This is a genomic window from Burkholderia sp. 3C (genome assembly GCF_054589155.1).
This window is the reverse complement of record NZ_BAAILN010000091.1, coordinates 36,911-55,315: the sequence shown is the minus strand read 5'-3', so window position 1 is coordinate 55,315 and position 18,405 is coordinate 36,911. Positions and strand designations below refer to the sequence as shown.

The following is an 18,405-nucleotide window of genomic DNA, read 5'->3' as shown; positions in this document are numbered from 1 at the left end:
GGGGCCACGGCCGTTTCCTGGGCTACCGCATGCACGAATGTGGCAGCCCGAATGACGGCCTCGCGCCAGTTTCAGCCGGGGCCACGGCCGTTTCCTGGGCTACCGCATGCACGAACGTGGCAGCCCGAATGCCGGCCCCGCGCCGGTTTCGGCCGGGGGCCACGGCCGTTTCCTGGGCTACCGCATGCACGAATGTGGCCGCCCGAATGCCGGCCCCGCGCCGGTTTCAGCCGGGGCCACGGCCGTTGCCTTGGCCACCACGCGCACGAGCCAGCAGCCCGAATGTCGGCCCCACGCCGGCTTCAGCCGAGCGCCACCGCCGTTTCCTCGGCCAGCGCCTGCACGAGCGCAGCGGCCGGAATGCCGGCCTCGCGCCGCCGGCTCAGGCCGGCCGCCTGACCGGCCCACAGCGACAGGAATTCGGGCCGATCGGCCGCGCCGGCCGCCTTGCGGATCTCGGTCGTCAGCGCGTTCTGCACCGGGTAAGCCGGCACTTCCACTTCGTACTCGGCCATGCGCAGCATGAATTCGTTGACGATGCCGCGCGCCGGGCGACCCGAGAAGGTGCGCGTGGTGCGGGTGGACGTGTCGGTCGATTCGCGGATCCGCTCGCGCCAGCCGGCATGGATCGGCGATTCGGCGCTGGTCAGGAACGCGGTGCCGAGCTGGGCGGCCTGCGCGCCGAGCACCAGCGCGGCGGCGACGCCCCGGCCGTCCATGATGCCGCCCGCCGCGATCACGGGCAGCCGCACCGCGTCGACGATTTGCGGCACCAGCGCGAGCGTGCCGATCATGCTGGCGTCGGGATGGCCGAGGAAGGTGCCGCGATGGCCGCCGGCCTCGGCGCCCTGCGCGCAGATCGCATCGGCGCCGTTGGCTTCCCAGGCGCGCGCCTCGGCCACATTGGTGGCCGTGCCGATCACGAAGCTGCCCGCCGCGTGCAGCCGCTCGACCGAGGCCGCGTCGAGCAGGCCGAACGTGAAGCTGGCCACCGGCACCTTCAATTCGATCAGCGCTTCCAATTGCTCCCGGAAATCCTCGCTGTAGCGGGCCGGCGGCTGCATCGGCGCGAGGCCGAGCTCGTCGCGAAACGGCTGCAATTGCGCGAGCGCACGCTGCACGGCGGCTTCGGTGGGCGCGGGCGTATCGAGCACGAACAGGTTGACCGCGAACGGTTTCGCGGTGCCGGCGCGGATCGTCGCGATCTGCTGGCGCAGCGCATCGGGCGAAAACCCGGCCGCGCCGATCGAGCCCAGGCCGCCCGCGTTGGACACGGCCACCACCATGCCCGGCGGCGAACCGCCGTTCATCGGGCCTTGCACGATCGGCAGCGCGATGCCGAGCTGGCGGGTCAGGGCAGTGGAGAGCGAACGTGGCATGGCGAGTCCTCTGAATGGGTTGGGGAAGGCGACATCGGCAATAACAGGTAAATGATATGCATCTTATCAGGCCGCCAGGTATGAAAGATCGAGATACCGGTTGCCGCCGGGGCAGATGACTGCGTACCACGTCCCGATCTCCCGCCATCGTCTCTGCGCCTCGCGCACCACTGGTTTTCCCCTATCGATTCGCGCTTGACTTGTTCAAATTGGAACCTTAATTTTGCGCCTGTTCCTACATGTTCTTTTTATGAGAACAGGCCAGTCGCTTCGGCGACCGCTTTCAACCGACCGGGATTCCACGATGTCCTTCCGTCTGTCGCGCCTCGCGTTCGCGCTCGCCCTCGGCGTGCTGCCGCTCGTCGCCCATGCCGATTCGAGCAGCGTCACGCTGTACGGCATCGTCGACGAGTTCTTCCAGTACGTGAACACGGGCAGCGGCTATACGGCCGCGATCGGCTCGTCGGGGCAGTGGGCGAGCCGGATCGGCCTGCGCGGCCATGAGGATCTCGGTGGCGGCAACTACGTCGGCTTCGATCTGCAGAACGGCTTCAACCCGAACGACGGCAGCTTCGCGTCGGCCGGCTCGATGTTCAACCGGCAGGCCTGGGTGGGCCTCGGCGGCGACTGGGGCGAACTGCGCGTCGGCCGCCAGAATTCGCCGCTGTTCAACGATCAGGGCGGGCTCGACGCGTTCGGCGCGGCCACCCAGGCCTCCGGTTTCAGCAACATGGAAACCTACGCGGTGCGCACCAGCAATACGGTGTCCTATACGTCGCCGCTGCTGTCGGGCCTGCAATTCAGCGTGTACGTGGGCTTCGGCGACGCGGGCGGTTTGCGCTCGGGCGGCGCCAGCTATCAGGCCGACGTGACCTACACGCACGGCGCGTTTGCCGCGATCGCGGCGGCGCAGGCCGTGCGCAGCGCCGACAACGGCACGCTCGACCGCACGGCCGAAGCCGGCGCGTCGTATCAGCTCGGCAAGACCACCGTGTACGTGGGCTGGGCCGGCGCGAAGTGGGCCGACATCGGCCTCGACGCGAACATCTACGGCGTGTCGGCGCTGTACCAGGTGACGGGCGCGCAAGCCGTCTCGCTCGGCGGCACCTACCTGCACGACGAAACGGGCCAGGGCGCGAACGCCAGGCAGATCGCCGCGCTCTACACCTACACGATGTCGAAGCGCACCACGCTGTACGGCACGCTGTCGTTCCTGCAGAACCGCGGCAACGCGTCGTACCGGCTGGCCGGATCGGCCAACGCGGGCTTGCCGCTGGCCTATCCGGGCGCCGATGCGCGCGGCGTGCAGCTCGGCATCGTCCACCGTTTCTGAACGCGCCGCACCCGCCCGCCATCGCCATGTCCGCCCGCCGATCCGCCTCGCGCCGCCGTCCGCGATCAAACCTGTGCATACTTGTACCTTTTGCGACGCGATCCGCGCCGCCGGGTATGAGCCGGTGCGCGGGCGCGGCGCGTGCTGACAGGAGACTGAAGATGGTGCGTAACTCGGCCAAGGCGTCCGACGTCGGGCGTTCCAAGGCACACAAGGTCGCGGCGGCGCTCGAACGCGACATCCTGAGCGGGCGGCTGCCGTACGGCCAGCAGCTCGAAAGCGAGAGCGAACTGGTCGAGCGCTTCGCGGTGAGCCGCAACACCGTGCGCAAGGGCCTCGACCTGCTGACCACCAGCGGGCTGATCACGCGGCGCGGCGGCATCGGCTCGTTCGTGACGTTCCACGGGCAGACCATCGACGGCTCGCTCGGCTGGACCACGGCGCTGGAGCAGGCCGGCGGCAGCGCGCAAACCCGGCTGCTGCAGATCGCGATCATCGAGGACGAGGCGCTGGCCGCCGAACTCGGGCTCGCGCAGCCGCGCTTCGTGGCGATCGACCGGATGCGCGTGACCGGCGAGCCGGCCACGCATATTTCGCTGGAGCGCAGCCGCCTGCCGTTCTCCGACGATCTCGCCGCGCTGCCGCTCGAAGGGCTGGTGGGCGGCTCGCTGAACCGCACGCTGGCCGAGCACGGCATGGTGGCCGATCACGGCGAGCAATGGGCCGAGGTGGTCGGCCTGGCGGCGGACGACGCGAAGCTGCTCAAGCGCCGCGCCGGCACGCCGTTTCTGCGCTCGCGGCGGCTCACGCGCGATCGCGACGACCGGATCATCGAGTACGTCGTCAGCCTGCTCGACCCGGCCCACTTTGCACTTCACCTGGAATTCTGATGTCGATCTCCCGTACCGATGCTGCTCCCGCCGCACCCGCTGCCGCACCCGCCGATTCGAACCATGCGGCCCGGCTCGACCGCGCGCGCGGCGCGTTCTACGGCCTTGCGCTCGGCGATGCGTTCGGGATGCCGACCCAGGCGCTGAGCCGCGAGACGATCCGCGCGCGCTTCGGCCGCATCACGCAGTTGACGGAGGCCGGCCCCGATCAGCCGATCGCGCCGAACATGCCGGCCGGCGCGATCACCGACGACACCGAACAGGCCGTGCTGGTCGCGCAGTTGCTGGTGGACGGGCGGGGCGCGATCGCGCCGCTCGAATTCGCGCGGCGGCTGATCGCCTGGGAAGCCGACATGAAGGCGCGCGGCTCGCTCGACCTGCTCGGGCCGTCGACGCGGCGCGCCACGCAGGCGATCGTCGATGGCGAGGACGTGGCGCTCGCGGGCCGCTTCGGCACCACCAATGGCGCCGCGATGCGGGTCACGCCGGTCGGCATCGCCACGCCGCTCGACGACGCGCAGGCGTTCGTCGACGCGGTGCTCGCGTCGTGCCTCGTCACGCATCACACCACGCTCGGCGTGGCGAGCGCGGCGGCGGTGGCGGCGGCGGTGTCGGCCGGCATCGCCGGCGCGACGCTGGCCGAGGCGCTGGAGGCCGGCGCGCGCTTCGCCGAGCTGGGCGAGACGCGCGGCTACTGGGTGGCCGGCGCGCGCATCGGTGCCCGCCTTCGCTGGGTGGCCGAGGCCGGCGCGGCGCTGACCGGCGCGCCGCTGGCGGACTGGCTCTACGAGGTGGTCGGCACCTCGGTGGCCTCGCAGGAATCGGTGGTCGCGGCGTTCGCGCTCGCGCACGACGCCGCGCGCCACGGCACCGGCACCGGCATCGAGGCGGCGCTCGCCACGGCGGCCAGCCTCGGCGGCGACACCGACACGATCGCCGCGATGCTCGGCGCGATGCTCGGCGCCTGCGCCGGCTACGACGCGCTGCCCGCCGAGGCGGTGGCGACGATGCGGCGCGTGAGCGCGCTCGATCTCGATGCCCTGTGCCTGCAATTGCTGACGCTGCGCGCCAAGCGCGGCTGATACGGCTGATTCACGCGGCCGCGCCGGCCTTGCCCGGCCGCGGCGCACCTCATGACCCGACCCAGGAGATCGACAGATGGCTTCGTCCCGCAAACCCGCGTCCGCCGGCAAGATCGAAGCGCGCGGCATCGAACCCGTGCCCGACGAGGAATGTCGCGGCCATCCGCTGCAATTGTTCTGGGTCTGGTTCGCCGCCAACATCAGCATCCTCGGGCTGCCGCTCGGCGCGACGCTGGTGGCGTTCCAGCACCTCGCGATCTGGCAGGCGATCCTGGTGGCGGTGATCGGCGCGGCGGGCTCGTTCGCGCTGGTCGGGGTGATCTCGATCGCCGGCAGGCGCGGCCATGCGCCGAGCCTGACGCTGTCGCGCGCGGTGTTCGGGGTGCGCGGCAATATCGGGCCGACCATCGTCTCGCTGCTGTCTCGGCTCGGCTGGGAAACCGTCAACACCACCACCGGCGCCTACGTGCTGCTGTCGCTGTGCTCGATCCTGTTCGGCTCGTCGGCCGACGCCAAGGCCGAGCCGGTGCTGACGCTGGTGTTCATCGCGATCTTCGTGGCCGCCACGCTGGTGGTGTCGGGCCTCGGCCATGCCACCTTGCTGGTGATCCAGAAGTGGTCGACATGGGTGTTCGGCGCGCTGAACCTGATCGTGGCCGGCTTCCTCGCGCAGTCGATCGACTGGCACGCCGTGTTCGCGGCCGCGCCGGCGCCGGCCAGCGCGGTGATCATCGGCATCGGCACGATCGCGGCCGGCACCGGGATCGGCTGGGCCAACGCGGGCGCCGACATGTCGCGCTACCAGGCGCGCGACGTGAAGGGCGGCGCGCTGGTGGCATCGGCCGCGTTCGGCGCGGGCATTCCGCTGGTGCTGCTGGTCACGCTCGGCGCGCTGCTGTCGGTCGGCAACGACACGCTGGCCTCGGCCACCGATCCGATCGCGGCGATCCGCGATCTGCTGCCGCACTGGATGGCGATTCCGTATCTGATCGCCGCGTTCGGCGGGCTGCTGCTGTCGAACTATCTGTCGGTGTACTCGGCCGGCCTGACCACGCTGACGCTCGGCCTCAAGGTCAAGCGCGTGCAGGCGGTGGTGGTGGACATCGTGGTGATCTCGACCGGCTCGGTCTACTTCATGCTGATCGAGGGCAGCTTCTACGGCCCGTTCATCGGTTTCATCTCGCTGCTCGCGGTGCCGATCACGGCGTGGGTGGGGATCTTCATCGTCGATCTGGCCGGCCGAGACGGCTACCGGGCCGACGCGCTGCTCGACGTCAGCCCGGCCAGCGCCTACTGGTATCGCGGCGGCATCGAATGGCGCGCGTTCGGCGCGTGGGCGATCGCGATCGTGCTCGGCGCCTGTTTCCTGTCGATCGGCGAGCATGGTTTCCACGGGCCGTTCGCCGGCAGTTGGCTCGGCCGCAACGGGCTCGGCTGGGTCGTCACGTTCGTGGTGGGCGGCGGGCTGTACGCGCTGCTCGGCGGCGCGCGTCGCACGCGCGGCCTGCAGGAGCGCACGACATGACGGCGGCGGTTCCCCGTTTGATTCATACCGGACAGGTGCTGGTCGACCTGATCATGCGCGTGGGCGCGTTGCCGGCGCCGGGCGGCGACGTGCTGGCCTCCGAGGCGCGCTTCGAGGTGGGCGGCGGCTTCAACGTGCTGGCCGCCGCGCGGCGCAGCGGCATGGCCTGCGTCTATGCGGGCGGCCACGGCACCGGGCGCTTCGGCGAGCTGGCGCGACAGGCGCTGGCCGCCGAGGGCGTCGAGCTGGCCGCGCCGCGTGTGGCGGATCGCGATACGGGCGTATGCGTCGCGATCGTCGAGGCCACCGCCGAGCGCACGTTCGTCACGCATCTCGGTGCGGAGGCGGTGCTCGAACGCGCGGTGCTCGATGCGCTGGCGGTCACGCCGCACGACGTGGTGTACGTGTCGGGCTACGCGCTGTGCCTGCCCGACAAGGGCGAGGTGCTGGCCGGCTGGCTCGAATCGCTCGACGACGCGGTGCCGGTCGCGTTCGATCCGGGGCCGCTGGTCGATACGATCGACGCCGCGCTGCTCGCGCGCGTGATGCGGCGCACGCGGATCTGGACGGGCAACCGCGAGGAGGCGCAGCGCCACACCGGCTGCGCGACGGCCGAGGCGGCGCTGGCTGCGATCGCCGCGCAGTTGCGCGACGACGCGCTGACGCTGGTGCGCGATGCCGGGCACGGCTGCCTTGTCGCATCGGGCGGCGCGGTGACGCGTGTGGCCGCGTTCGAGGTGGAGGCGGTGGACAGCAACGGCGCCGGCGATGCGCATACGGGCGTGCTGCTGGCGTCGCTCGCACAGGGCCATGCACCGCTCGCCGCGGCACGTCGCGCGAACGCCGCCGCCGCGCTGGCCGTCACGCGCTTCGGGCCGGCCACGGCGCCGCTTGCCGCCGAGATCGATGCGTTGGTGAACGCGCGCAACACCTGAGCGCAACGCGCAACGAGAGACGGGCGCGGCCGTCGCCCGATCGCGCCGCCGCGCGCCATGCCGCGTCGTCGCGCTATCACTACCCGCGCCGTGCGTCCCGATTCGGTGCCGCTGCGTCGCATTCACGCGCCGCCGGGCCGCATCGCAACGCGGCTTCCCGACGCGGTTTCACGAAGCGCCGCTACAATACGCGCGCCGCGTTCGGCCCATGCCCCACCGTCTCCGCATCGTCGTTGCCATTGCGCCGTCAAATGTAACAAGACGTTAGCGATGCATCGATCATGCGATTCCGCGCATCAGTTCTTACAAAGTGGAAATATGCGGACGCGGGCTGAGTCGTTATAGTCAAACCACTCAATGAAACCACCGGAAGGGGACTCCATGAAAAGCTTGCGTGTTGCTTCGCTCGTGACCGGTCTGGCCGCACTGTGCGTATCGGGCGCCGCAATGGCGGGCGTCAGTGTCGGTATCAACCTCGGCGCGCCAATGTATGCGCCCGCACCCGTTTATGCACCGCCGCCGCCCGCGTACTATCAACCGGCGCCGGTTTATGCGCCGCCGCCGGCCATCATCATCGGCTGGCATGGCGATCGTTATTGGGATGGCCGCCGCTACTGGGGCCGTCAGGAATGGAACCGTCATCACGGCGGCTGGCATGGCGGCGGCCCCGGCTGGCACGGCGGTGGCGGCGGCTGGCACGGCGGCGGCCACGACGGCTGGCGCCGTTAAACCCGGCAGGGTGGGTTGCCTCGACGGCCGCCTCACCCGCCAGGCCTGAAGGCGGGTTGCACGATCCGCCGCGCCTGATCAAAAAACCGCCCGCATGCCGGGCGGTTTTTCTTTGGGCGCGCGCCGGGCGCCCGCGCCGCGCGCGCGAATGCGCCCCCTCGCCGGAACGGACTCGGTAGAATGCGCGACACAGCCACCGATCCACGAGCGATTCCGCCTCATGCCGATTTCGTCGTTCCGGACCGCCGCGTCCCGCCGTGTCGCACCTGCCGCCGTGGCGCTTGCCACGCTGTTCGATGTCGCCAAGGCCCGCGCCGCGATGGCCCGGTCGGCCGGGGCCGATGCCGTGACGGGCCATGCCGCCCGCCACGTTGCCCCGCGCCGTGCGGCCTGGCTGCTCGCGCTGGTCGCCTGCGCTGCGCAGCCCGCGTATGCCGTCTACGCGATCGCGCAATACGGCGAGCCGAAATATCCGGCCGGTTTCAAGCACTTCGACTACGTGAACCCCGATGCGCCGAAGGGCGGCACGCTGGTGCTCGCGAATCCGAGCCGGCTCACGACCTTCGACAAGTTCAACCCGTTCACGCTGCGCGGCAACCCGGCGCCCGGCATCGGCATGCTGTTCGAGAGCCTGACCACCGGCAGCGCCGACGAACCGGCCAGCGCCTACGGCCTGCTGGCCGACGACATCGCGATCGCGCCGGACCGGATGTCGGTGACGTTCCACATCAACCCGCGCGCGCGTTTCTCGAACGGCGACCGGGTCACGGCCGCCGACGTGAAGTATTCGTTCGACACGCTGAAGAGCCCGAAGGCCGCGCCGCAATACGCGGCCTATTTCTCCGACATTTCGCAGGCGGTGGCGGTGGATGCGGCCACGGTCCGCTTCGAGTTCAAGCGCGCGAACCGCGAGCTGCCGCTGATTGCCGGCGCGATTCCGGTGTTCTCTCGCAAGTGGGGGAGCAAGCCGGACGGCTCGCAGGTGGCGTTCGACCAGCTCGCGTTCGAGACGCCGATCGGCAGTGGCCCCTACCTGATCGACCACTACGACAGCGGCCGTACCATCGACTACCGGCGCGATCCGAACTACTGGGGCGCCGGCCTGCCGGTGCGGGTGGGCACCAACAACTTCGCGCACATCGTCTACAAGCTGTACGGCGACGGCGTCGCGCGCCTCGAAGCGTTCAAGGCCGGCGAATACGACGCGATGGTGGAATACATCGCGCGCAACTGGGTGCGGCGCGACATCGGCAAGCGCTTCGACAGCGGCGAGCTGGTCAAGCGCGAATTCCGCCAGCATAACGGCGCGGGCATGCAGGGTTTCTTCATGAACCTGCGCCGGCCGCTGTTCCAGGACGTGCGCGTGCGCGAGGCGCTCGACCTCGCGTTCGATTTCGAATGGCTGAACCGGCAACTGTTCTTCGGCGGCTACACGCGCCTGAACAGCTATTTCGCCGATACCGAACTGCAGGCCACCGGCACGCCGGGCGAGGGCGAACTGGCGATCCTCGAACCGCTGCGCAAGCAGCTCGATCCGGCCGTGTTCGGGCCGATGCCCGAGCAGCCGTCCACCGCTGCGCCCGGCTCGCTGCGCGCCAATCTGCTGAAGGCCCGCGCGCTGCTGGCCGACGCCGGCTGGACCTACCGCGACGGCGCGCTGCGCAACGCGAAGGGCGAGCCGTTCCGCTTCGAGATCCTCGACGATTCGGGCAGTGCGATGGCGCCGGTGGTCACCGCCTATCAGCGCAATCTCGCCAAGCTCGGCATCGAGGCGAGCTTCCGCGCGGCCGATTTCGCGCTGCTGCAAAAACGGCTCGACGCGTTCGACTACGACATGACCACCGTGCGCTACCCCGGCGTGCAGGTGCCGGGCAGCGAGCAGGTCGCGCGCTTCGCGAGCCGCTATGCCGATCAGCCCGGCTCGGACAACATGATCGGGCTGAAATCGCCGGGCGTCGACGCGATCCTCGGCTCGCTGGTGCAGGCGCAGACACGGCCGCAACTGCTCGACGCCACCCACGCGCTCGACCGCGTGCTGATGCACGGCTATTACGCGATCCCGCAGTGGTACAGCACCGTGCATCGGATTGCCTACAAGCGCACGCTGGCCTATCCGGCGAGCTTGCCGCTGTACTATTCCGCCGAAGACTGGATCGCGTCGATGTGGTGGGCCACGCCCGCCCACGGCCAGCCGTCCGGCGACTGAGCGATGGCCGTGACCGCTTTGCCTTGCCCCGTCGTTGTCTCGTTCCCTGGGCGGCCCGCGTGGCCGTCGTCCCGCCAACCCTGAGTCAACCGCGCCCGATCTCGCCTATGTGGAGCTACATCCTCAAACGCCTGCTGCTGATGATTCCGACCTTGCTCGGCGTGCTGACCATCACGTTCGCGGTGATCCAGTTCGTGCCGGGCGGCCCGGTCGAACAGGCGGCGCAGGAGCTGCGCAAGGGCGCGGAGCAGGGCCATGCGCCGTTCGGCCTGCGCGGCTACTCGGGCGTCGATCCGCAGCAGCTCGCGCAACTGAAGGTGCTGTACGGCTTCGACAAGCCGCCGCTCGAACGCTACGGCCTGATGCTCGAACGCTTCGCGCATTTCGATCTCGGCCAGAGCTATTTCCATCACCAGAGCGTGGCGTCGCTGGTGGTGTCGAAGCTGCCGGTGTCGATCAGCATCGGCCTGTGGACCTTCCTGCTCAGTTATCTGATTTCGGTGCCGCTCGGCATCGCCAAGGCGGTGCGCAACGGCACGCCGTTCGACGTGGCGTCGAGCCTCGTGGTGCTGACCGGCTTCGCGATTCCGGGTTTCGTGCTCGGCGTGCTGCTGCTGGTGCTGTTCGCGGGCGGCTCGTTCTGGCAGTGGTTTCCGCTGCGCGGCCTGACCTCGGACAACTTCGCGCAACTGAGCGTGGGCGGCAAGATCCTCGATTACGTCTGGCACCTGGTGCTGCCGATCGCGGCCTCGGTGGTGGGCAGCTTCGCCACCATCACGATGCTGACCAAGAACGCGTTCCTCGACGAGATCCGCAAGCAGTACGTGCTGACCGCGCGCGCCAAGGGCCTCGGCGAGCGGCGCGTGCTGTGGAAGCACGTGTTCCGCAACGCGCTGGTGCCGCTGATCGTGGGCTTTCCGGCGGCGTTCGTCGGCGCGTTCTTCTCGGGCAGCCTGCTGATCGAGACGCTGTTCTCGCTCGACGGGCTCGGCCTGCTGTCCTACGAATCGATGATCCGCCGCGATTACCCGGTGGTGCTCGGCACGCTGTACGTGTTCACGCTGATCGGCCTCGTGACCAAGCTGATTTCCGACCTCTGCTATGTGTGGGTCGACCCGCGCATCCAATTCGACCGACTGGAGTCATGACGTGAGCCGAGCCGCCGTCTCCCCCCGGATCGACGCGGCGCGCGCGCGCGTCTCGCCGTCGCCCGCCCGCCGCGTCTGGCGGCGTTTCCGCAGCCAGCGCCTCGGCTACTGGAGCCTCGTGATCTTCGTGGTGGCGTTCGCCGCCAGCCTCGCCGCGCCGCTCTGGTCGAACGACCGGCCGCTGGTGGTGCGCTACGACGGGCATTACTACTTCCCGATCGTCAAGGATTACGCCGAAACCACCTTCGGCGGCGATTTCCCGACGCCGGCCGATTATCTCGATCCGTACGTGCGCCGGAAGCTCGACGCACCCGGCAACTTCGTGATCTATCCGCCGAACCGCTATTCGTACACCACGCTGAACTACTTCTCGGCGCTGCCGAACCCGGCGCCGCCGTCGCGCGACAACTGGCTCGGCACCGATGCGCAGGGCCGCGACCTGCTCGCGCGGCTGGTGTACGGGTTTCGCGTGTCGGTCGAATTCGGGCTGGTGGTCACGCTGATCGGCACCTTGCTCGGCATCGCGGCCGGCGCGGTGCAGGGCTTTTACGGCGGGCGCATCGACATCGTCGGCCAGCGCCTGATCGAGATCTGGGGGGCCATGCCCGAGCTGTACCTGCTGTTCATCTTCGCGTCGATCTTCGAGCCGAGCTTCCTGCTACTGATCGTGCTGGCGTCGGTGTTCGGCTGGATCGGGCTGTCCGACTACGTGCGCGCCGAATTCCTGCGCAACCGCACGCAGGATTACGTGCGCGCGGCGCGCGCGATGGGCCTGTCGAACTGGCAGATCGTCTGGCGGCACGTGCTGCCGAACAGCCTCACGCCGGTCATCACGTTCCTGCCGTTCCGCATGAGCGGCTCGATCATCGCGCTGACCAGCCTCGACTTTCTCGGCCTCGGCGTGCCGCCGCCCACCCCGAGCCTCGGCGAGCTGCTGGCTCAGGGCAAGGCCAACCTCGATGCCTGGTGGATCTCGCTCGCCACGTTCGTGGTGCTGGTGCTGACGCTGCTGCTGCTGACCTTCATGGGCGATGCGCTGCGCAACGCGCTCGATTCGCGGATCGCCGACACCTCGCGCGCGGCGGGAGGTGCGCGATGACGCCGGCATCGATGCCGGGGCAGGGGCAAAGTCAAGCGCCCGCCGCCGAGCCGCTGCTGTCGATCGACGACCTGCGCGTGAGCTTCGGCGAGACGGCCGCCGTCGATGGCGTGTCGCTCGCGATCGGCCGCGGCGAGCGCGTCGCGCTGGTCGGCGAATCGGGTTCGGGCAAGAGCGTGACGGCGCTGGCGATCCTGCGGCTGCTGCGCGACGCCGAGGTGACGGGCCGCATCCGTTTCGACGGGCGCGATCTGGCCACGGCCGGCGAGCGCGCGATGCGCGGCCTGCGCGGCTCGGAGATCGCGATGATCTTCCAGGAGCCGATGACGGCGCTCAATCCGCTCTACACGGTGGGCGACCAGATCATGGAAACCATCGTGCTGCACGACGGCGTGTCGAAGCGCGAGGCACGCGCCCGCGCGATCGCGCTGCTCGGGCGCACCGGCATCGCCGAGCCGGAACGCCGCGTCGACAGCTATCCGCATCAGTTGTCGGGCGGCCAGCGCCAGCGCGCGATGATCGCCATGGCGCTGGCCTGCCGGCCGCGCCTGCTGCTGGCCGACGAGCCCACCACCGCGCTCGACGTGACGATCCGCGCGCAGATCGTCGAGCTGCTGCTCGACCTGCAACGCGACGCCGAACTGACGCGCGGCATGGCGATCCTGCTGATCACGCACGACCTGAACCTGGTGCGGCGCTTCGCGCAGCGCGTGGCGGTGATGGAAAAGGGCAGGCTGGTCGAGCAGGGCGAGGTCGAGCGGATTTTCGCCGACCCGGAGCATCCGTACACGCGCAAGCTGCTGAACAGCCGGCCGCGGCGCACGGTGGCGCCGGTGCTGCCGATCGCGCCGGTGGTGCTCGACGCGCAGGCCGTGACGGTGCGCTATCGGCAGAAGCTGCCCGGCATCGGCGGCTGGTTTCGCAGCGGCAGCTTTACGGCGGTCGACGGCGTGAGCGTGTCGGTGCGGCAGGGCGAGACGCTCGGGGTGGTCGGCGAGTCGGGGTCCGGCAAATCGACGCTGGCGATGGCGCTGCTCGGCCTGCAGCGGATCGCGGGCGGCGCGATCGAGTTCGACGGCCGGCCGCTGGCCGATTGGCGCGGCGCCGACGCCCGCCGGTTGCGCGCGCGCATGCAGGTGGTCTTTCAGGACCCGTTCGGCTCGCTGTCGCCGCGTCACACGATCGAGCGCATCGTCGGCGAGGGCCTGGCGCTGCATCGCCCCGAGCTGTCCGAGGCGGCGCGGCGCGACCGCGTGGTGGCCGTGCTGCGCGAGGTGGGCCTCGACCGCACGCTGCTGCATCGCTATCCGCACGAATTCTCGGGGGGCCAGCGCCAGCGCATCGCGATCGCCCGCGCGCTGGTGCTGGAGCCGCGCGTGCTGGTGCTCGACGAGCCCACCAGCGCGCTCGACGTGTCGATCCAGCAGCAGGTGCTGAAGCTGCTGGCCGGCCTCCAGCAGAAATACAACCTCGGCTACGTTTTCATCAGCCACGACCTCGAGGTGATCGGGGCGATGGCGCATCGCGTGGCGGTGATGCAGGACGGCGTGATCGTCGAAACCGGCGAAGTCGGAAAAATCTTCACGAAACCGTCACATGCTTATACGCGAAAGCTGTTGGAAGCCGTTGATTTGACTGGGTTGCCCCAATGATGTGCAGATTGTGATTGATTTTTTCAATTCGTTTTGACAAACAAATACCGTCTAGCTAGTATCGACCGAAATTTCCGCCAATCAGCTGATTTTTAAGCACAAAATTACCGACTGATGCAGCATCGATCTCTTACTCAAGCCTGCAAGCGCGCCGTCGCTGGGCTAGTCGTCGGCGTTCTGGTTTCGGCATCTTCGGGCGCGTTCGCCGACGATACCGTCCGTTTAAGCCAGGATGTCACGCTCACGAACCCGTCGGGTTCGTCTTCCGCCTCCCAAAACACCCCCGCCACGCAAGCTGCCGCCTCGTCGAGCACGAGCAGCGCGAAGTCGTTCCTGTCCGGCATGGCCGGCAAGGCCGGCGACGTGGTGGTGGGCGCGCTGAACATGATCGGCGTGCGTTACCGCTGGGGCGGCAATTCGCCGGATTCGGGCCTCGATTGCAGCGGCTTCGTGCGCTACGTGTTCCAGGACACGCTCGGCATGTCGCTGCCGCGCCGCGCCGAGGAAATGAGCCGCGTCGGCGAAAAGGTTCGCGTCAGCGAACTGAAGCCGGGCGATCTCGTGTTCTTCAACACGATGCGCCGTGCGGCTTCGCACGTCGGCATCTATATCGGCGACAACAAGTTCGTGCATTCGCCGTCCACCGGCAGCACGATCCGTGTCGACGACATGGAGAACAGCTACTGGGTGAAGCGTTTCGACGGCGCGCGCCGGATCGAATCGCAATTCGACGGCAAGCCCGACGACCTGCGTCAGCGCGTGAGCGCAACGCTCGGCGTCAGCGGCTCGGATTTCAACACGGGCAACCAATAAGGCACAGGGTCGCGCGGGAGGTTTTCAGTCGACCTCCCGATCGTCCCGGCCAGTCGTTCCGAGTTCAGGATCGGTTCCGAATCACCCCCGGCCTCCGCAAGGAGCCCGGGGGTTTGGTGCTTTGGCGTGCTCAAGCCGTCGCGCGCGCTTGAGCGGCGGCCAGCTTGCTCTTCAACTCGGGCATGATCTTCGCGGCGGCTTCCTCGCCGGCCAGGATCGCGGCGTTGCGCTGCGTGAAATCGCTGGCGCTCATCGCGGCCAGGTTCGGGCGGATCACCACGTCGGCGTATTTGTCGAGTTCGTAGGCCTTGATGGTCTGGCCCATGATCGTGAAGGTCTGCAGCAGCAATTCGATCGGGTTGCCGGTGGCCGCGCCTTCGGGGCGGGCCGAGATGTCGACCGCGATCACGAAATCGGCGCCCATCTTGTGCGCGAACGAGGCCGGCACCGGGCTGACGAGGCCGCCGTCCACGTATTCGCGCGAGCCGATCTTCACCGGCTCGAACACCGACGGCACGCTGCTCGAGGCGCGCACCGCCAGGCCGGCATTGCCGCGCTGGAACAGGATCGGCTGGCCGCTTTGCAGGTCGGTCGCGACGATGCCGAGCGGCTTGGCCATCTTCTCGATCGGCCGGTTGTTCAGCGTCTTGTTGATGTAGTTCTGCAGCGCCACGCCCATCAGCAGGCCGCGCGAGCGCCACGGCAGCGCCCAGTCGCTGATCGAGGCTTCGTCCATGGTCAGCGCCAGCTTGTTGATGTCGAAGGCGTTCATGCCCGACGCGTAGAGCGCGCCCACCACCGAGCCGGCGCTGGTGCCGGCCACCATGTCGATCGGAATGCTGTGTGCTTCCAGGCCCTTGAGCACGCCGATGTGCGCGAAGCCGCGCGCCGCGCCGCCGCCGAGCGCGACGGCCACCTTGAGCGGGCGGCGCTGCGTCGCGGCGGCCGGCGGCGGGGTGTTGCCGTTGTCGGACTTGCCGCCGAACGAGGTGCAGGCGGTCAGCGAGGCGGACATCGCGGCCAGCGAGAACTGGCGGCGGGACAGGCGAGGGGACGACGACATCGGCGGATTCTCCGGCTAGAACGGTGGCGCAGGCAAGGCGCGGGCAGGCGGACACACGGCGAGGCGGCCGCGCCTTGATGGCGCCCGGGCGGGCCTCGCGCGCGGCGGACCCGCCGCGGCGCGCACATCATAAATCAAGCGGCAGGGCGCGGGCGGGAACCGGCGAAGGGCGAGGGCGGCTGCGCGCGCCGGTTCGGCCCGGCCGTTCGGTCTGGTCCGCCAGCCCTTCGAAGCCGGCGCGCGGCGGGTATAATTCCGGATCGTTTTTATTTCGTTCCGGCGCCGGCTGCGCCCGCGCGCATGGCGCGCACCGTGCGCCGTCGCCGCGTCGTTTGTCATCCGAGCCGCGCAAGCGGCCATCGAGTTTCCGCCCATGACCCGTCCTGTCCGTACCCGTTTCGCGCCCAGCCCGACCGGCTTCATCCACCTCGGCAACATCCGATCCGCGCTCTATCCGTGGGCATTCGCCCGCAGCACGCAGGGCGTGTTCGTGCTGCGCATCGAGGACACCGATGTCGAGCGTTCGTCGGAAGCCTCGGTGGACGCGATCCTCGAAGGCATGAAGTGGCTCGATCTCGATTTCGACGAAGGCCCGTTCTACCAGATGCAGCGCATGGATCGTTACCGCGAGGTGCTCGCGCAAATGGTCGAGAAGGGGCTCGTCTACCCGTGCTACATGTCGACCGAAGAACTGGACGCGCTGCGCGAACGCCAGCGCGAGGCCGGCGAAAAGCCCCGCTACGACGGCACCTGGCGCCCGGAGCCGGGCAAGGTGCTGCCCGAGCCGCCGGCCGGCGTGCAACCGGTGCTGCGTTTCCGCAATCCGCTGACCGGCTCGGTGGTGTGGGAAGACGCCGTGAAGGGCACGATCGAGATCTCGAACGAGGAACTCGACGACCTCGTGATCGCGCGCCCCGACGGCACGCCGACCTACAACTTCTGCGTCGTCGTCGACGATCTCGACATGCAGATCACGCACGTGATTCGAGGTGACGATCACGTCAACAACACGCCGCGCCAGATCAACATCCTGCGCGCGCTCGGCGGCCAGGAGCCGGTCTACGCCCACTTGCCCACCGTGCTGAACGAGCAGGGCGAAAAGATGAGCAAGCGGCACGGCGCGATGAGCGTGATGGGCTACCGCGACGCAGGCTATCTGCCGGAAGCGGTGCTCAACTACCTGGCGCGCCTCGGCTGGTCGCACGGCGACGCGGAAATCTTCTCGCGCGAACAGTTCGTGTCGTGGTTCGACCTCGCGCACCTCGGCAAGTCGCCGGCGCAGTACGACCAGGCCAAGCTCGACTGGCTCAACAATCACTACATCAAGGAAGCGGACAACGCGCGTCTGGCCGAGCTGGCCAAGCCGTTCTTCGCGGCGCTCGGCATTGATGAGCCCACGCTCGAAAACGGCGCGGCGCTGCCGGCCGTGATCGGCCTGATGAAGGATCGCGCCTCGACCATCAAGGAAATCGTCGAGGGCGCCGCGATGTTCTACCGCGTGCCGACACCCGATGCGGAAGAACTCGCGCAGCGCGTGACCGATGCCGTGAAGCCCGCGCTGGCCGATCTCGCCACTGCGTTGAAAACGGCCGAGTGGACCAAGGAAGGCATCGCCGCGGCGCTGAAAGGCGCGCTGGCCGCGCACGGCCTGAAGATGCCGCAACTCGCGATGCCGGTGCGCTTGCTGGTGGTCGGCACCACGCACACGCCGTCGATCGATGCGGTGCTGGCGTTGCTGGATCGCGATGCCGTCGTGTCGCGTCTCGCGGCGTGAGGTGAGGGCGGTTTCGGAGGCCGTCCGCCTGCGCTTGAGGTGGGCGGTTTCCGGGCTGAACGCGGGGTGGAAATTTTGTGATTCCGATAAAAAGGGTATTTACAAACCCCAAGTCGCTCTCTATAATCTCGTTTCTGTTCTGCAAGGGGGTATAGCTCAGCTGGGAGAGCGCTTGCATGGCATGCAAGAGGTCAGCGGTTCGATCCCGCTTACCTCCACCAACAGAACAGTGTTTTATGCAGTATCTTGGTTAAAGCGCTTGTCGTGAACGGGTTGAAAAAAATCCTTCACAAAACGCTGAAAATCAGTAAGAATCTCGGTCTTTGCTGAATGCGCAAAACAGCAAAAACCAGCAGTAAGACAAATCTGAAAAGATTTTGTCCCCTTCGTCTAGAGGCCTAGGACATCACCCTTTCACGGTGAGTACAGGGGTTCGAATCCCCTAGGGGACGCCAGTTAAAGCGTCGTGCCCGGTTGGCGCGATGTTGATGGGCCGGTAGCAGAATGCGCCGGTCAGTCGGGAAGCATAGTGTGGAGCGGTAGTTCAGTTGGTTAGAATACCGGCCTGTCACGCCGGGGGTCGCGGGTTCGAGTCCCGTCCGCTCCGCCACCAACACGCAAAGCCCGTTCGGCTGTTTCGATGAACGGGCTTTATCGTTAAAGGTGCAAGCAGTCGAAGCAGTACGCAGTCCCCTTCGTCTAGAGGCCTAGGACATCACCCTTTCACGGTGAGTACAGGGGTTCGAATCCCCTAGGGGACGCCAAATACAGGCGTCG

14 protein-coding genes and 4 tRNA genes are annotated in these 18,405 nt (G+C 68.4%); 16 read left to right on the top strand and 2 right to left on the bottom strand.

Annotation, left to right across the window (positions count from 1 at the left end):
- Positions 1–302 precede the first annotated feature (302 nt).
- On the bottom strand, positions 303–1,379 hold the full coding sequence (locus ACYP33_RS16010; RefSeq protein ID WP_459622785.1) for an NAD(P)H-dependent flavin oxidoreductase: 1,077 nt from the start codon (positions 1,377–1,379) through the stop codon (positions 303–305).
- Between the two features lie 304 nt (positions 1,380–1,683).
- Here ACYP33_RS16010 and ACYP33_RS16005 point away from each other — a divergent pair, with 304 nt between their 5' ends.
- From ACYP33_RS16005 to ACYP33_RS15955, 11 genes are all read left to right on the top strand, one after another.
- Positions 1,684–2,712 carry a porin gene (locus ACYP33_RS16005; RefSeq protein ID WP_414442233.1) on the top strand — a complete coding sequence of 343 codons (1,029 nt, stop codon included), beginning with the start codon at positions 1,684–1,686 and terminating at the stop codon, positions 2,710–2,712.
- 161 nt (positions 2,713–2,873) lie between these two features.
- The gene (locus ACYP33_RS16000; protein ID WP_414451636.1) at positions 2,874–3,602 is read left to right on the top strand and encodes a GntR family transcriptional regulator; all 729 of its coding nucleotides are present in this window, start codon (positions 2,874–2,876) and stop codon (positions 3,600–3,602) included.
- Positions 3,602–4,684, top strand: coding sequence for an ADP-ribosylglycohydrolase family protein (locus ACYP33_RS15995; RefSeq protein ID WP_459622784.1), 1,083 nt, complete (start codon positions 3,602–3,604; stop codon positions 4,682–4,684). The genes ACYP33_RS16000 and ACYP33_RS15995 overlap by 1 nt, the downstream gene beginning before the upstream one ends.
- Before the next feature lie 76 nt (positions 4,685–4,760).
- Positions 4,761–6,209 (top strand): purine-cytosine permease family protein, encoded by a 1,449-nt coding sequence (locus ACYP33_RS15990; protein ID WP_459622783.1) that lies wholly within the window; start codon positions 4,761–4,763, stop codon positions 6,207–6,209.
- 17 nt (positions 6,210–6,226) lie between these two features.
- Entirely contained in the window at positions 6,227–7,144 is a 918-nt protein-coding gene (locus ACYP33_RS15985; RefSeq protein WP_459622782.1) for a PfkB family carbohydrate kinase, read from the top strand.
- Between the two features lie 381 nt (positions 7,145–7,525).
- On the top strand, positions 7,526–7,873 hold the full coding sequence (locus ACYP33_RS15980; protein WP_414442228.1) for a hypothetical protein: 348 nt from the start codon (positions 7,526–7,528) through the stop codon (positions 7,871–7,873).
- Positions 7,874–8,093: 220 nt separating this feature from the next.
- A complete protein-coding gene (locus tag ACYP33_RS15975) occupies positions 8,094–10,079 on the top strand; it encodes an extracellular solute-binding protein (RefSeq protein ID WP_459622781.1) in 1,986 nt (661 codons plus the stop codon).
- A 107-nt stretch (positions 10,080–10,186) separates the two neighbouring features.
- Complete coding sequence (locus ACYP33_RS15970) at positions 10,187–11,227, top strand: microcin C ABC transporter permease YejB (protein ID WP_414451642.1); 1,041 nt, start codon at positions 10,187–10,189, stop codon at positions 11,225–11,227.
- A 1-nt stretch (position 11,228) separates the two neighbouring features.
- Positions 11,229–12,326 (top strand): ABC transporter permease, encoded by a 1,098-nt coding sequence (locus ACYP33_RS15965; protein ID WP_459622780.1) that lies wholly within the window; start codon positions 11,229–11,231, stop codon positions 12,324–12,326.
- Entirely contained in the window at positions 12,323–13,978 is a 1,656-nt protein-coding gene (locus ACYP33_RS15960) for an ABC transporter ATP-binding protein (protein ID WP_459622779.1), read from the top strand. The genes ACYP33_RS15965 and ACYP33_RS15960 overlap by 4 nt, the downstream gene beginning before the upstream one ends.
- A 114-nt stretch (positions 13,979–14,092) precedes the next feature.
- Entirely contained in the window at positions 14,093–14,791 is a 699-nt protein-coding gene (locus ACYP33_RS15955; protein WP_414442224.1) for a C40 family peptidase, read from the top strand.
- Positions 14,792–14,921: 130 nt separating this feature from the next.
- Here ACYP33_RS15955 and ACYP33_RS15950 read toward each other — a convergent pair whose 3' ends face one another.
- Positions 14,922–15,854, bottom strand: coding sequence for a patatin-like phospholipase family protein (locus ACYP33_RS15950; RefSeq protein ID WP_459622778.1), 933 nt, complete (start codon positions 15,852–15,854; stop codon positions 14,922–14,924).
- 373 nt (positions 15,855–16,227) lie between these two features.
- Between ACYP33_RS15950 and gltX the strand changes: the two genes are divergently transcribed.
- The 5 genes from gltX (at position 16,228) to ACYP33_RS15925 (ending at position 18,392) form a co-directional block, all read left to right on the top strand.
- Positions 16,228–17,628 carry a glutamate--tRNA ligase gene (gene gltX / locus ACYP33_RS15945; protein WP_459622777.1) on the top strand — a complete coding sequence of 467 codons (1,401 nt, stop codon included), beginning with the start codon at positions 16,228–16,230 and terminating at the stop codon, positions 17,626–17,628.
- Positions 17,629–17,773: 145 nt separating this feature from the next.
- A tRNA-Ala gene (locus ACYP33_RS15940) sits at positions 17,774–17,849 on the top strand.
- Between the two features lie 158 nt (positions 17,850–18,007).
- A tRNA-Glu gene (locus ACYP33_RS15935) sits at positions 18,008–18,083 on the top strand.
- A gap of 78 nt (positions 18,084–18,161) precedes the next feature.
- A tRNA-Asp gene (locus ACYP33_RS15930) sits at positions 18,162–18,238 on the top strand.
- Positions 18,239–18,316: 78 nt separating this feature from the next.
- Positions 18,317–18,392, top strand: a tRNA-Glu gene (locus ACYP33_RS15925).
- Positions 18,393–18,405: the final 13 nt, after the last annotated feature.